At 56.7% G+C, this 14147-nt stretch carries 12 protein-coding genes; 9 read left to right on the top strand and 3 right to left on the bottom strand.

Going from position 1 to position 14147, the window contains the following annotated elements:
* Window positions 1-49: 49 nt before the first annotated feature.
* The 5 genes from AC2FLG_RS14120 to AC2FLG_RS14100 all read left to right on the top strand — a co-directional run bounded on the left by AC2FLG_RS14120 (window position 50) and on the right by AC2FLG_RS14100 (window position 3239).
* Entirely contained in the window at window positions 50-298 is a 249-nt protein-coding gene (locus AC2FLG_RS14120; protein WP_142636566.1) for an accessory factor UbiK family protein, read from the top strand.
* Between the two features lie 307 nt (window positions 299-605).
* Entirely contained in the window at window positions 606-1106 is a 501-nt protein-coding gene (locus tag AC2FLG_RS14115; protein ID WP_496691006.1) for a type III secretion system chaperone family protein, read from the top strand.
* A 36-nt stretch (window positions 1107-1142) separates the two neighbouring features.
* Window positions 1143-1958 (top strand): pyrroline-5-carboxylate reductase, encoded by an 816-nt coding sequence (proC, locus tag AC2FLG_RS14110; protein WP_496706683.1) that lies wholly within the window; start codon window positions 1143-1145, stop codon window positions 1956-1958.
* Window positions 1951-2289, top strand: coding sequence for a tRNA-binding protein (locus AC2FLG_RS14105; protein WP_282021513.1), 339 nt, complete (start codon window positions 1951-1953; stop codon window positions 2287-2289). The genes proC and AC2FLG_RS14105 overlap by 8 nt, the downstream gene beginning before the upstream one ends.
* Window positions 2289-3239: a 2-hydroxyacid dehydrogenase gene (locus AC2FLG_RS14100; protein ID WP_496706679.1), complete on the top strand. Its 951-nt coding sequence runs from the start codon at window positions 2289-2291 to the stop codon at window positions 3237-3239. The genes AC2FLG_RS14105 and AC2FLG_RS14100 overlap by 1 nt, the downstream gene beginning before the upstream one ends.
* On the opposite strand, the gene AC2FLG_RS14095 is transcribed toward AC2FLG_RS14100, so the two are convergent.
* A complete protein-coding gene (locus AC2FLG_RS14095) occupies window positions 3236-3814 on the bottom strand; it encodes a thymidine kinase (RefSeq protein WP_142636576.1) in 579 nt (192 codons plus the stop codon). The two genes, AC2FLG_RS14100 and AC2FLG_RS14095, sit on opposite strands and share 4 nt — an antisense overlap.
* 353 nt (window positions 3815-4167) lie before the next feature.
* Here AC2FLG_RS14095 and AC2FLG_RS14090 point away from each other — a divergent pair, with 353 nt between their 5' ends.
* Complete coding sequence (locus AC2FLG_RS14090; protein ID WP_142636888.1) at window positions 4168-4629, top strand: hypothetical protein; 462 nt, start codon at window positions 4168-4170, stop codon at window positions 4627-4629.
* Between the two features lie 220 nt (window positions 4630-4849).
* Here the strand turns inward: AC2FLG_RS14090 and AC2FLG_RS14085 are convergent, their stop codons facing one another.
* Window positions 4850-5974 (bottom strand): beta-ketoacyl-ACP synthase III, encoded by a 1125-nt coding sequence (locus AC2FLG_RS14085; protein ID WP_142636578.1) that lies wholly within the window; start codon window positions 5972-5974, stop codon window positions 4850-4852.
* A 166-nt stretch (window positions 5975-6140) separates the two neighbouring features.
* Between AC2FLG_RS14085 and AC2FLG_RS14080 the strand changes: the two genes are divergently transcribed.
* The 3 genes from AC2FLG_RS14080 to AC2FLG_RS14070 are packed head-to-tail and all read left to right on the top strand — an operon-like array spanning window position 6141 to window position 10704.
* Window positions 6141-6608, top strand: a complete 468-nt coding sequence (locus AC2FLG_RS14080) for a MarR family winged helix-turn-helix transcriptional regulator (protein WP_185956678.1) — start codon at window positions 6141-6143, stop codon at window positions 6606-6608.
* Window positions 6605-7642, top strand: a complete 1038-nt coding sequence (locus AC2FLG_RS14075; RefSeq protein ID WP_271949243.1) for an efflux RND transporter periplasmic adaptor subunit — start codon at window positions 6605-6607, stop codon at window positions 7640-7642. Before AC2FLG_RS14080 ends, AC2FLG_RS14075 begins: the two co-directional genes overlap by 4 nt.
* 11 nt (window positions 7643-7653) lie before the next feature.
* Complete coding sequence (locus AC2FLG_RS14070; protein ID WP_496706676.1) at window positions 7654-10704, top strand: efflux RND transporter permease subunit; 3051 nt, start codon at window positions 7654-7656, stop codon at window positions 10702-10704.
* Window positions 10705-10765: 61 nt separating this feature from the next.
* Here AC2FLG_RS14070 and carB read toward each other — a convergent pair whose 3' ends face one another.
* A complete protein-coding gene (carB, locus tag AC2FLG_RS14065) occupies window positions 10766-14110 on the bottom strand; it encodes a carbamoyl-phosphate synthase large subunit (protein WP_496691002.1) in 3345 nt (1114 codons plus the stop codon).
* Between the last annotated feature and the right edge of the window lie 37 nt (window positions 14111-14147).

The following is a 14147-nucleotide window of genomic DNA, read 5'->3' as shown; positions in this document are numbered from 1 at the left end:
CGCCAATCATTCCCCATATAGAGACCAACCGCCAAATCGGAGGATAACCATGCAAACCCGCAACAAGATTCTGGATGATGTTTCCCAACTCATGACCAACGCCATGGGTGTTGCCCAAGGCGCAAAGGACGAGGCGGAGAACGCCATGAAGTCGATGATCGACCGTTGGCTGGCCGATCGCGATTTCGTCACACGCGAAGAATTCGACGCTGTCCGTGCCATGGCTCAGAAAGCGCGCGAGGAAAACACAGCGCTCGAGGCGCGCATTGCAGCGTTGGAAGCCAAGCTGGGCGAATAATCCACCGCGAAATTTTCGAAAAAAACAAACGCCGCGCAATCCGGTTCTGGGTTGTGCGGTGTTGTGCATCATGCCGTCTTGCGGGAATTAATCAAGACAAAGCTGCATCTGATGCCAATATTTTGATCCCCGTTGCCAGCTATCCACAACTTATTGCTGTTATCCCCAAAAATGGGGGTTGTCAGGCCACCACCCACAGCGCACCATATTTAGTACAGGCCTATGGGGGAAGCCCGGCTTGTAGAGCAGGCAACTAGCGCTGGGGCGCTGCCAGCCCCGAAATGCTAGAAATTAGTGAGGTGGCATTATGGCCCTTTCCGAGCAGTTTCTTGACGAAGACCTTCATCCGATCGACATTGTTGAACATCTTGCCGAACATCACGATTGGGACTTTGATCGGATCGGGGATGATCAGATCGCAATGGCTGTCGAAGGACAGTGGCGCACCTACTCGATTACGCTGGCCTGGTCGAATTATGACGAAACGCTGCGTATGGTGTGCTCGTTCGAGATGGAGCCACCTGAGGCGCGCGAGACCGAGCTTTATGAACTTCTGAACAAGATGAACGATCAGTGCTGGGCAGGGGCCTTCACATACTGGGCCAATCAGAAGCTGATGGTTTACCGGTACGGTCTGGTTCTTGCGGGTGGTCAGATGGCCAGCCCGGAACAGATTGATACGATGATCACTGCAGCGGTCCTGAGCGCCGAGCGTTATTATCCCGCGATCCAACTGGTCACATGGGGCAACCGTACCCCGGAAGACGCGATGCAAGTCGCCATTGCAGAGGCCTACGGCCGCGCGTAAAGCTTTGCCCCGAGCCAAATAAGCGGAGGGGCAATCATGGACATGTCACGCGTCGCCGAACAGGGGCTGGTGCTTTTGGGATGCGGCAAGATGGGATCGGCCATGCTTGCCGGGTGGTTAGAGCATGGCCTTCCTGCCTCGTCAGTCTGGGTGATTGACCCTTTCCCGTCGGATTGGCTGAAATCGTCGGGCGTCAACATCAATACCCCGCTACCCGAGGCGCCTGCAGTTGTGCTGGTCGCGGTAAAGCCGCAGATGATGGGCGATGCGCTGCCCGCAATTACAGCCTTGGGCGGCGGGCGCAGCCTGTTCGTGTCGGTCGCGGCAGGCACCTCAATCTCCACATTCGAAGAGGTGTTGGGCCAGAAAACACCAATCGTGCGTGCCATGCCGAACACCCCGGCGGCGATCCGACAGGGAATCACAGCGTTGATTGGAAATTCTGCTGTTTCGGATGCGGATCTGGCCCTAGCCGAAAACCTGCTATCTGCGGTCGGTGAGACGGTCAGATTGCAGGATGAGGCGCAGATTGATGCCGTTACCGGGCTGAGCGGGTCCGGCCCTGCATATGTATTCCACCTTATAGAAACGCTCGCTGCTGCGGGTCAGGCTCAGGGCCTGCCACATGATCTGGCGATGAGGCTGGCCAAGTCCACGGTCGCCGGGGCAGGGGCCTTGGCCATGGCGTCTGACGAGGACCCATCGCAACTGCGCGTCAATGTCACTTCGCCTAATGGAACCACGCAGGCCGCGCTTGAGGTCCTGATGCACGACGAATTCGGTTTTCCCGACCTGCTGCACCGCGCTGTTAAAGCCGCAACCGATCGGTCCAAGGAGCTGTCTCGTGGGTGAAATTACATTCGACGATTTTCTTAAGGTCGACATTCGCGTCGGCGAGGTTATCCGCGCCGAGCCCTTCCCAGAAGCGCGCAAGCCAGCGATCAAGATGTGGATCGATTTTGGACGAGACATCGGCGAGCGGAAAACTTCGGCCCAGATCACTGCGCATTATGATCCCGCCTCATTGGTGGGCAAGCAGGTGATGGCGGTGGTAAATTTCCCTCCGCGCCAGATCGGCAAGTTCATGTCCGAAGTGCTTGTTTTGGGATTGCCCGATGAGACTGGTGAGATCGTCCTGATCGGGCCGGATGGCAAGGTTCCAACCGGTGGGCGGATGCACTGATGCGTGTGTTCATTGCCCGACCGATGACCGCCTCTGTCACAGCACGTGCACGCGCAGAGTTTGACGCAGAGATGCGCAGTGAAACCTTGCCGATGTCACCCGAGGAAATGGGGCATGCGCTGTCCGAATTCGATGTGGTGGTGCCGACCTTGGGCGACCTGTTTTCTGCCCAGATCTTTGCTGAGGTGCCGGAACCGCGGTGCAAACTGCTGGCAAACTTTGGGGTTGGGTATAATCACATAGATGTGGAGGCGGCCCGTCAGGCCGGAATCGCGGTGACCAATACGCCTGGCGCTGTCACTGACGCTACGGCCGATATTGCCATGACATTGCTGCTGTCCACGGCCCGCCGCGCCGGAGAAGGCGAACGGCTGGTACGTTCAAACCTTTGGCAGGGCTGGCACCCGACACAGATGTTGGGCCATCACGTGACCGGCAAACGGGTCGGCATTGTGGGCATGGGGCGCATTGGGCAAGCCATCGCGCGACGTTGCCACTATGGGTTTGGTATGCACGTCGCCTATCAATCGCGCAGCCCAAAGGAGCTAGAGTTTCCGGCGGATTATGTCTCAGACCTCAAAGCTTTGGCTGCCGGTGTCGATTTCCTGATCCTGGCTGTGCCGGGCGGTGCCGAAACCCGGCATCTGATCAATGCGCAGGTGCTGCTGGCGATGAACGCTGCTGCCATCCTGATCAATATTTCTCGGGGAGAGGTAGTGGATGAATCGGCCCTGATTTCGGCGTTGCAAGAAAAGCAAATCGCGGGTGCGGGTCTGGATGTCTACGAATTCGAACCCGCAGTGCCGCAAGCTCTGATAGATTTGCAGAACGTGACCCTGTTGCCCCACCTGGGTACCGCGACTGAGGAGGTCCGCAGCGCTATGGGGCACATGGCGCTAGATAATGTTGCGGCCTTTGTTCAGGGGCGTCCGCTGCCAAATCCGGTTTAGGTGCCCACGGCCTCGCGCCAATGCCTGCGGCACAGCGAGACATAGGTTTCGTTGCCACCAATTTGAACCTGAGCACCCTGGGTGATGGGATTTCCATTCTCGTCCTGACGAATCACCATTGTTGCCTTGCGGCCGCATTCGCAGATCGTGCGAACCTCGCGCATCTCATCCGCCAGCGCCAGCAAGGCGGCCGATCCGGGAAACAGCCGGCCCTGAAAATCGACCCGCAACCCGTAGGCCAGCACCGGCACGTTCAGGTCATCTACGGCGCGGGCCAGTTGCCAGACCTGATCTTCGGTCAGGAACTGGGCTTCGTCGATAAAGACACATGCAATTTTGCCTTGCGCCAGACGGGCTTCGATCATGGCGAAAACATCATCATCGGTGTCAAAAGTATCAGCCTCGGATGATATCCCAATCCGCGAGGCAATTTTCCCAGCACCGGCGCGTCCATCCAATGCAGCCGTCATCAGGTAAGTATCCATGCCGCGCTCGCGATAATTATGCGAGGCCTGCAGCAACACGGTCGATTTGCCCGCGTTCATAGTCGAGTAGTTGAAGTAAAGTTTTGCCATGGCTCGGGTCTAATTCGCCAGCCCCGCCTGGGCAAGCCATCTCATGTGGCGAAATGAGCGACGCCGCCGTTGTCCAGTTAGGGGATGAGCTCACGCTCTTTGGGGATGGAGCCCCTGCACTCACAACAGCGACGCCTTCGGCCTATAAGCGGCCTAAACGAAGCGGGGCTAATATGTGCCCCGCTATCACTCGCTACCGGCATTATTGCCGCCACTCACTCACAAAACCCTCGCATATCTGAGGGATAGCCAACATATCGCATTTCAATTATGACTCAGGTATGGGAAATTTCATTTCCCTTTCCCCCGCAATGGCAGATGTAGTGGGGAAGGCAGGTAGCAAAGGTAAAAACATGGCAGATATCGGGGCCTATCTCAAAAAGCACACCGAAGCGTTGGTCAAGGACGTTGGAATTGAGTCCGCGTGCGAGATCACGGGTAAATCCAAAGCCACGCTTGGCCGATATTATTCAGATAATGCAGAGCATGCTGATCGGTTCATGCCGGTTGATGCAGTTGCACGCCTTGAGGCGGTGGCCAACTTTCCGCATGTGACGTCGGCTTTGGCCGACCTCAAGAACATTACGCTGTCATATGATGGCCGCAACACTGACGCTCCTCGCACCGGAGGTGTGAATTCGGATGTCATCGCGTTGAGCCAACGCTTTGCCATGCTTATGACCGAATACCAGTCTGCTATCGAAGACGGTATCATCACGGTGAACGAGGCCAAACGCCTGTTGAAGGAAACCAGCCTGCTGCAGCATGTTCTGATCGAAATGAAGCTGCACCTGGAAGAAGAAAGCGTGAGCTGAGGCAAGGGAAGCTGCGTGTCTTGATCCAGTTTGGTGTGCGTACCGATACTCATGACATGCTAGGTCAAGCTTGACCCGATCTGAACGCTCGCATGCTGGGGCTTTTGCCGCTTGCCGCCGGACGGGGTGATGCCAGTGCTGAAACAAGGATCAAACAACCAAGCCGGGTAGAATGAGCCCGGTTTTCTTGTACGAATTTGTAGTTGCGCGGAGTGTTGTCTTAACCGTGCCGTTTCACGATTACCGAACCCACGGAATACCCCGCTCCGAAGGAACAGATAAGACCGATCTCGCCATCGGTGAAATCGTCCGAGTATTTCGAAAATGCGATGATCGACCCTGCCGAGGACGTGTTCGCATAGTCTTGCAGGATGTTTGGCTGCTCTCCGGGGGCGGGCTCGCGGCCCATGACTTTTTTACCGATGAAATCATTCATCGTTTTGTTCGCCTGATGCAGCCAAAGACGTTTGAGATCGGCGTTGCTGATCCCTTCGGCGTCCATGTGATCGGCAATGTGTTTGCTGACCATTGGAAGAACCTCTTTGAACACTTTACGGCCGTTTTGCATGAACTGCATGTCGCGGCGGTCGGTCAATCCCTCTGGCCGAGTGCGACGCAGGAAGCCATTATTGTTTCGGATGTTGTTGGAAAAATCCGTGGCGCAGCTGGTCGACAAAATCTCGAAATGCGGTCCGGTCGCATCCTCGATCCGTTCGATCACGGTGGCCGTTGCCACGTCACCAAAAATAAAGTGGCAATCTCGGTCACGCCATTCCAGGTGGCCCGTGCAAATCTCGGGGTTTACCACAAGCGCACATTTGACCGAACCGGACCTGACCATATCCGCCGCCGCCTGAATGCCGAACGTGGCCGAAGAACAGGCAACGTTCATATCGAATCCGAACCCTTTGCATCCCAGCGCCTGCTGGATCTCGATCGCGATTGCAGGATAAGCCCGTTCATGGTTCGAAGCCGCGCAGATTACCAGATCAACATCGTCCCCGTTGCGCCCAGCCTGTGCCAGCGCTTTCTTGCAGGCGTCAACGGCCATTTCGGTCATGATGCCAGGTTCATCGTCAGAGCGCTGACGAAACAGCGGGTGCATCACGTCGGGATCCAGAACGCCCGCTTTGTCCATCACATAGCGGTTCTCGATTCCGGAGGCCTTCAGAATGAACTCTTCAGACGAATGCTGCATCGGCTCAACGTCACCAGCGGCAATCGCCTCTGCGTTCTGGGTGTTCATCCTGTCGGCATATGCATTGAAGGCCGAAACGAGCTCGGCATTCGTAATGACATTATCTGGCGTGAAAACACCCGAGCCGGTGATTGCTGGCGTATACATGTTGGGTCCTGGATTTCTGGATTCACCTAAAATGCCGTTATGATTGGTATTGTTCAAGAGAGATTGACCCGAGGGAATGTTAAGCTTGGTTGGAAATTGAGCTTCAGTTCTTGAATAGTTCGTTTTTCGAAGTATATACGCGTCAAATTCTGCAAGGAATCATCCCATGGCCCATGATCATAACACTCTGTTGCATCGCTTAAGCCCCGAGATGCAGGCGATGATGGGTGTGTATGCGCTCTATTGGAAGCTCGAGGAGAGCTTCGATGCCATCGAAATAGAGCTGAGCCATCAGGAATGCCATATGGTGATCAAATTGGATCAGCCCAGGCGCATGGGCGTTTTGGCGGCTGACATGCTGTCAGTTCCTTCGACAATCACGTCGACCGCCGATGCCTTGGAAAAAGCGGGCTATCTGAGACGCGAACGCGATCCAGAGGATCGCCGTGCATGGCTTTTGGTTTTGACCGAAAAAGGCACAGAAACACGCCAGATGCTTGTAGCCCAAGCGGGCGCCCTGTTTCAGCGCGCGTCCGGACTGAACAAAGATGAAACCGCAGAATTCGCAAGACTGGCCCGGAAGATCCGGGAAAACATACTGAAAACTGGAATTCCCGAGGGACTGAAGAAATGAAACTGATCTCTGCTTTGGGCGTGGCCCTGATCTTTCTCTCCAGCTCAATCATGGCTGAAGAAGCTGCCAAGCCGGTAAAGCTGATGGTGGTAAAGGAAACCACGCCTGGGTTCACACGTCAGTTCTTTGGTCGCGTCGCTGCGCGGCAAACGGTTGATCTGGCCTTTCAGGTGGCTGGACAGATTGTTGAAATGCCAGTGGCTGAAGGATTTGTCATCCCCAAGGGTGAGCTGATCGCCGAGCTGGATCGTGAGCCGTTCCAGCGCCGCTATGATCGTGCCGTTCTGCAGAAAGATCAGGCGGATCGGACCCTGGCCCGCCTGTCTCGGCTGCGGGGAACTGCGGCCAGCCAAGTGGCTGTGGACGACTCTGAGACTGCGGCGCAACTGGCTGATATCGCTGTGCGTGACGCGCTTTACGACCTGGAACAGGCGACATTGACGGCACCATTTAACGCGCTGGTGTCCAGCCGGGCGGTCGAGGCCTTTACCACTGTTTCCGCAGGTACCCCGATCGTGCGTATCCATGATATGTCCGAACTTCGGATTGAGGTCGACGTACCCGAAATTTTGTTTCAACGGTCGGGCCAGCAGGATGACATCACCATCACCGCGAAATTTCCGGTGAGCGACGAAGTCTTCCCGCTTCAGATCCGCGAATTCGATGCTGAATCTTCAAGCGTCGGTCAAACCTTCCGCATCCAATTTGGCCTGACACCGCCTGAAGGGCTGCAAATTCTGCCTGGTTCGTCGGCTACTGTGACCGTTCGGGTCAAGGACCAGAAACGGGGAATCTTTGTTCCGCCTACAGCCATTGTGGCCGATGTCGAAGGGGCGCTGGGCGTAATGGTGTTTTCTCCGACTGGGGCTGACCAAGGGACACTGCGCCGCGTCCCCGTTACCATCGAGCCCACGGAAACCGGTGATGTCAACGTACTGGACGGCCTAAGTGACGGGGAAGAAATCGTTGTCGCCGGCGGCGACGTTTTGATTGACGGTCAGGTGGTGCGCCGCTTTACCGGTCTTGCCAACTAAGGGGCGGATTGATGAACATCGCACGCGCATCCATTGATCGCCCTATCTATACATGGCTGGTCATCCTGATCGCCTTGTTCGGCGGTATCTGGGGATTTCTGTCGCTTGGCCGTCTGGAAGATCCAGCCTTCACAATCAAAAACGCCGTCATCGCTACCCAATATCCGGGGGCAACGGCTGAACAAGTGGCGCTGGAGGTTTCAGAGCCACTGGAATCCGCCATCCAGCAGATGGGCGAGGTCAAGACAATCACATCAATGAACCAGCCCGGTTTTTCGCTGATCGAGGTCGAGATTAACTCAGCCTATGATGGGACCGAGCTGCCGGAGATCTGGACCAAATTGCGCGCCAAGGTCCGTGACGCCTCACGGGAGCTGCCATCCGGGGTGGGTGATCCGCTGGTCAATGACGGGTTTGGCGATGTGTTTGGCTTGTTTTATGCGGTCACGGCCGAGGGCTTCTCGGACGCTGAAAAACATGAGCTTTCCACATTTCTTCGGCGCGAACTACTGACGGTTGACGGTGTCGCGGATGTCGAGGTGATGGGCCTGCCGCAAGAGGCGATCTTTATCGAACCCGACCTGTCTATTTCGGTGAACCAAAACGTGCCTCTGCAGGCGCTTACCGACGCGATTACAAATGCGGACTCGGTAAACTCGTCGGGGTCATTGCGATCAGAAGATGGCCGGACCGCGATATTAACCGCCGAAGGATCCGATACGGTTTCCGCCATTGCTGGCCTTTCTGTTGGATCGCAGGGCCAGGTTATCAACCTGTTCGATATGTCGAATGTACATCGTGGTCGCCTAACCGATCCTAATGTCATCATCCGGTTCAACGGGACCGAAGCTTTCACTCTGGGTATCGCTGGGCTTTCGACTGATAATATCGTTGAGGTCGGCAAGCGTGCTGACGCGAAATTTGCCGAGTTGGATTCTCAGATCCCCTATGGTGTCGAGATCCTGCCGATTTACCAGCAGCACGTCGTTGTTGAGCAGGCATCGAACGACTTTCTGGTGAACCTCGCGCTGTCGGTCTCTATTGTTGTTGCGGTTTTGGCCCTGTTCATGGGTTGGCGCGCGGCTGTGGTTGTGGGAACAACTCTGTTGCTGACCGTGGTTGGCACGTTGTTGTTCATGGCATTGTTCTCGATCGAGATGGAACGAATTTCGTTGGGCGCTTTGATCATCGCGATGGGTATGTTGGTGGACAACGCCATTGTGGTGGCCGAAGGAATGCAGATTGCAATGCTGCGCGGCAAGAATTCGCGTGATGCGGCGGATGAGGCTGCGGCCAAAACGCAAATTCCGCTGTTGGGAGCAACGGTGATTGGCATCATGGCTTTTGCCGGGATTGGTCTTAGCCCTGATGCGACGGGCGAGTTCTTGTTTTCGCTATTTGCTGTTATCGGGATATCGCTGCTGCTGAGCTGGACCCTGGCGCTGACGGTGACTCCGATGCTTGGGCACTATTTCTTCAAGCAGGGCAAAGAAGGTGAAATTGATGCCTATGGCGGGATCATGTTCCGTGTTTATGGCGCGATCCTAAACTGGGCGCTGCGGTTCCGTTGGATGGTGATTGCAATGCTGGTGGGCATTACCGTGGTCTGTTTCGCAGGATTTGGTTTGGTCAAACAACAGTTCTTTCCAGACTCGAATACGCCGCTGTTTTTCGTGCATTACAACCTGCCGCAGGGCACACCCATTGCGCGCACCGCCGAGGATATGGCTGTTTTCGAAAACTGGCTGGCGGATCGGGACGATGTGGTATCTGTCACGACATTTGTTGGGCAAGGAGCAACTCGTTTTTTGTTGACCTACTCTTCGGAAAAACCGAACCCCAGCTACGGTCACATGATCATCCGGACGGAAACATTGGATGACATTCCGGCTTTGCGGGCGGATCTCGAGGCGTTTGGCTCGGCGCAGTTCCCCGAAGGCAAGTTCCGCACCAAGCGGCTGGTCTTTGGTCCTGGCGGCGGTGATCCAATTCAGGCCCGTTTCTCGGGAAGCGATCCGGCGGTGCTTCGGCAACTTGCGAATGAGGCTGTGCAGACGATGCGCGCGGCCTCGCCAAATGCGCTGAACGTCTATCACGACTGGCGCGAACAAGGGCTGGCTGTCCAGCCAATTTATGCGACCGAACGGGCGCAGACCGCAGGGGTGTCGCGCGAAGATATCGCGGCGACTCTGCAATTCTCGACCGATGGGATCACCGGTGGCGTGTTCCGCGAGCGCGACCGCCTGATTCCGATCATCTTGCGCCGCCCGGTGGACGGGGATTATTCGATCGTGGATCAGGTTGTATTCTCGGACCAGTCGCAGAAATTCGTACCGATTGAGCAGATGGTCGACAGGTTCGAATATAAGGCACTCAATACGCTGGTTCACCGCCGGGATCGTGTGCTGACCATTACGGTAGGGGCCGACATCCCGCCGAATTTGACAGCTGCGCAGGTTCATTCCGAAGTCCGCACAGCTATTGAAAGCATGGAGCTGCCAGCGGGCTATCGACTGGAATGGGGTGGAGAGTTCGAGAATGCTGGCGATGCAAATAAAAGCCTGGGTCGTCAGTTGCCGTTGAGCCTGTTGATCATGGTTCTGATTTCGGTGCTGATATTCAACGCCATTCGTCAGCCGATCATTATCTGGCTGTTGGTACCGATGTCGGTAAACGGAGTGGTGATCGGTCTGCTGGGCACGGGTCTGCCGTTCACATTTACGGCGCTACTGGGACTGCTTAGCCTATCGGGGATGCTGATCAAGAATGGTATCGTTTTGGTCGAAGAGATCGATTTGGTACGTGCAACCGGGCAGGGGCTGCGTGAATCGATCATAGAGGCTTCGGTCTCGCGTTTGCGCCCGGTGATGCTGGCCGCAATCACGACGATTTTGGGTATGGCTCCGTTGTTGACGGATGCGTTCTTCAGGTCGATGGCGGTGACCATCATGGGAGGTCTGGCCTTTGCCACGGTCCTTACCATGGTGGCGGCCCCCGTGTTCTACATGGTGTTCTTCCTGCCGGAGGAACGGCGCAAGAAACCACCGCAGCCGGTTGTCTAAATGAAAAACCCCCGGTCATGGACCGGGGGTTTTGCTTTATTCTGGTGTAGTGGGGGGAAGGTCAGCCTTGCAGGGACCTGACCTCGACATCACCTTCGGCCTGCGCCTTTATCGCCAACGCGGCAGCGTGGCTGGCGGCGGCGGTGGTGAAATATGGGATCTTGTCATAGAGCGCGATGGACCGGATGGCCTTGCTGTCCTCGACCGCCTGTGCACCTTCGGTGGTATTCATCACCAACTGTACCTGACCATCTTTAAGCATGTCAGCCACGTCAGGACGGCCCTCATAGACCTTGTTGACCAGATCACAGGCAATACCGTGCTCGGCCAGCCAGCTTTGCGTTCCGCGGGTGGCGACAAGGGCAAAGCCCTGCGCGGCCAGAACCTGTGCAGCCTCAAGCATGGCAGGCGTCTTGTCGGCATCCTTGATCGAAATAAACGCACGTCCCGAGGATGGCAGCACCATGCCCGCACCCATCTGTGCTTTGAGGAAGGCGCGGGGAAAGTCGCGGTCCCAGCCCATGACTTCTCCGGTCGAGCGCATCTCAGGCCCCAGAATAGTGTCGACGCCGGGGAACCGGGCGAAGGGCAGCACCGCCTCTTTCACCGAGAACCACGGCATATCCGGATCGGCCAGCGTCATCTGGTCGGCGATCTTGGTATCGTCCACGGTTTTGTATGCAGGGCGCAGCGGGAAGTCCGCCAGCTTTTCGCCCGCCATCACGCGCGCGGCGATCGAGGCGATGGCGCTGTCCGTCGCTTTGGCCACGAAGGGCACGGTACGCGAGGCGCGCGGGTTGACCTCGATCAGGTAGATATCATCATCCTTGATCGCGAATTGAATGTTCATCAAGCCGACAACGTTCAGCGCCTTGGCCAGCTTGAAGGTCTGCTCTTTGACCCGGCCAATCACTTCTTTCGACAGCGAGTAAGGTGGCAGCGAACAGGCGCTATCGCCCGAGTGCACGCCGGCCTCTTCGATATGCTGCATGATGCCTGCGACATGAACATCCGTGCCGTCGCACAGCGCGTCGACATCCAGTTCAACCGCGCCCGCCAGATAGCTGTCTAGCAGCACAGGGCTGTCGCCCGAGACCACCACGGCCTCGTTGATATAGCGCCGCAGCTGGTCCATATCGCGCACGATTTCCATCGCGCGGCCACCCAGAACATAGGAGGGACGGATCACCAGCGGAAAGCCGATATCCTCGGCGATTTTCAGCGCTTGCTCGTCGGTCGATGCGATGCCGTTATTGGGCTGTTTCAGGCCCAGATCATTGACAAGCGCCTGGAACCGCTCGCGGTCTTCGGCCAGGTCGATGGCGTCGGGCGTGGTGCCGAGGATCGGAATGCCTTCTTCTTCCAGCGCATTGGCCAGTTTCAACGGGGTCTGCCCGCCGAACTGAACGATCACACCGTGTAGAGTGCCGTTTTCCTGTTCTTTCGTCAGGATTTCCATGACGTGTTCGAATGTCAGCGGTTCAAAGTACAACCGGTCCGAGGTGTCATAATCGGTTGAAACCGTTTCGGGGTTACAGTTGATCATGATGGTCTCATAGCCCGCATCGGTCAGTGCGAAGCAGGCGTGACAACAGCAATAATCGAATTCGATCCCCTGACCGATCCGGTTGGGGCCGCCGCCCAGGATAACAACTTTCTTGCGGTCACTCGGGCGCGCCTCGCACTCAACATCACCCATCATAGGGGCTTCGTAGGTCGAGTACATATAGGGCGTCTGCGCCTCAAACTCGGCAGCGCAAGTGTCGATGCGCTTGAATACTGCGTTAACACCCAGATTGCGGCGGGCGCGGCGTACATTGCCTTCGTCACGGCCTGTCAGGTTGCCCAACCGCGCATCGGTGAAACCCAGCATTTTCAGCCTGCGGATGCCTTCTTCGGTCACCGGCAGGCCGTCTTTGCGCAACTGACGCTCGGCCTCGATGATCTCGCGGATGCGGGCCAGGAACCAAGGGTCAAATTTGGTGACCCCAAATATCTCATCATCGGTCAAACCGTGACGCATGGCCTGCGCGATGGTGCGCAGACGGTCGGGGGTTTGCTTGCTGATCGCTTTGATCACCGCGACTTTGTCACTGACCTCGTCCCAGACACCAACGTTCAGGCCGGGGATTTCTACTTCATCAAAGCCAGTCAGGCCGGATTCCATCGAGGCCAGCGCCTTTTGCATCGATTCGTGGATCGTGCGGCCAATGGACATGGCCTCACCCACCGATTTCATCGCCGTGGTCAGGTAAGGTTCAGAGCCGGGGAACTTTTCGAACGCAAATTTCGGAATTTTTGTCACGACATAGTCGATGGTTGGCTCGAAGGAGGCGGGCGTGACCTTGGTGATGTCATTGTCCAGCTCGTCCAGCGTATAGCCAACAGCCAGCTTGGCCGCGATCTTCGCAATCGGGAACCCGGTCGCCTTGGACGCCAGCGCGGACGAACGCGACACGCGGGGGTTCATCTCGATCACGACCATTCGGCCGTCTTCGGGGTTGATCGCCCATTGTACGTTCGAACCTCCAGTCTCGACCCCAATCTCGCGCAGAACGGCGATGGAGCCGTTGCGCATGATCTGGTATTCTTTGTCGGTCAGTGTCAGGGCAGGGGCTACGGTGATCGAGTCGCCGGTATGCACACCCATCGGATCGATATTCTCAATGGAACAGACGATGATGGCGTTGTCGGCCGTGTCGCGTACAACCTCCATCTCATACTCTTTCCAACCTAGCAGGCTCTCATCGACGAGGATTTGGTTTACCGGCGAGGCATCCATGCCCGAGCGGCAGAAGTGAATATAATCCTCGCGGTTATAAGCCACACCGCCGCCGGTGCCGCCCATGGTAAAGGCGGGGCGAATGATGGCAGGCAGGCCGATGTCTTCCAGATCGCCCAAGGCAATCTGGACGCCAGCATCAAGATCGGTGGAGCCGTCGTCGCGCTTGGGGGCGGTAATTATGGTGGCCTTGGGGTTTTCGATGCCCAGCCGATCCATCGCTTCGCGGAATAGTTTGCGGTCTTCGGCCATTTCGATGGCGTCGCGGGTCGCACCGATCATCTCGACACCGAACTCGTCCAGTACGCCCATCTCTTCCAGTGCAAGTGAGGTGTTCAGTCCGGTCTGCCCACCCATTGTGGGCAACAAGGCGTCGGGGCGTTCTTTCTCGATGATCTTGGCGACAACTTCGGGCGTGATCGGCTCGATATAAGTGGCATCGGCCAGACCGGGATCGGTCATGATTGTAGCTGGGTTTGAGTTTACCAGAATGACCCGGTATCCTTCTTCGCGCAGGGCTTTACAGGCCTGTGCGCCTGAATAGTCGAATTCGCAGGCCTGACCGATGACAATGGGGCCCGCCCCGATGATCATGATCGACTGGATGTCGGTTCTTCTCGGCATAGCCTGTTTCCTTCGGTTAACTGCGAGTCAGGGCACC

The sequence above is a fragment of the Ruegeria sp. CDSA193 genome (genome assembly GCF_059611885.1).
The sequence above is the reverse complement of the archived record's forward strand: the minus strand, read 5'-3'. Positions and strand labels throughout refer to the sequence as shown.

Excerpts from the sequence above, each read along its gene's own strand:
- AC2FLG_RS14120 (WP_142636566.1), top strand. The coding sequence starts at position 50 with ATGCAAACCCGCAACAAGATTCTGGATGATGTTTCCCAACTCATGACC.
- AC2FLG_RS14115 (WP_496691006.1), top strand. The coding sequence starts at position 606 with ATGGCCCTTTCCGAGCAGTTTCTTGACGAAGACCTTCATCCGATCGAC.
- proC (WP_496706683.1), top strand. The coding sequence starts at position 1,143 with ATGGACATGTCACGCGTCGCCGAACAGGGGCTGGTGCTTTTGGGATGC.
- AC2FLG_RS14100 (WP_496706679.1), top strand. The coding sequence starts at position 2,289 with ATGCGTGTGTTCATTGCCCGACCGATGACCGCCTCTGTCACAGCACGT.
- AC2FLG_RS14095 (WP_142636576.1), bottom strand. The coding sequence starts at position 3,814 with ATGGCAAAACTTTACTTCAACTACTCGACTATGAACGCGGGCAAATCG.
- AC2FLG_RS14090 (WP_142636888.1), top strand. The coding sequence starts at position 4,168 with ATGGCAGATATCGGGGCCTATCTCAAAAAGCACACCGAAGCGTTGGTC.
- AC2FLG_RS14085 (WP_142636578.1), bottom strand. The coding sequence starts at position 5,974 with ATGTATACGCCAGCAATCACCGGCTCGGGTGTTTTCACGCCAGATAAT.
- AC2FLG_RS14080 (WP_185956678.1), top strand. The coding sequence starts at position 6,141 with ATGGCCCATGATCATAACACTCTGTTGCATCGCTTAAGCCCCGAGATG.
- AC2FLG_RS14075 (WP_271949243.1), top strand. The coding sequence starts at position 6,605 with ATGAAACTGATCTCTGCTTTGGGCGTGGCCCTGATCTTTCTCTCCAGC.
- AC2FLG_RS14070 (WP_496706676.1), top strand. The coding sequence starts at position 7,654 with ATGAACATCGCACGCGCATCCATTGATCGCCCTATCTATACATGGCTG.
- carB (WP_496691002.1), bottom strand. The coding sequence starts at position 14,110 with ATGCCGAGAAGAACCGACATCCAGTCGATCATGATCATCGGGGCGGGC.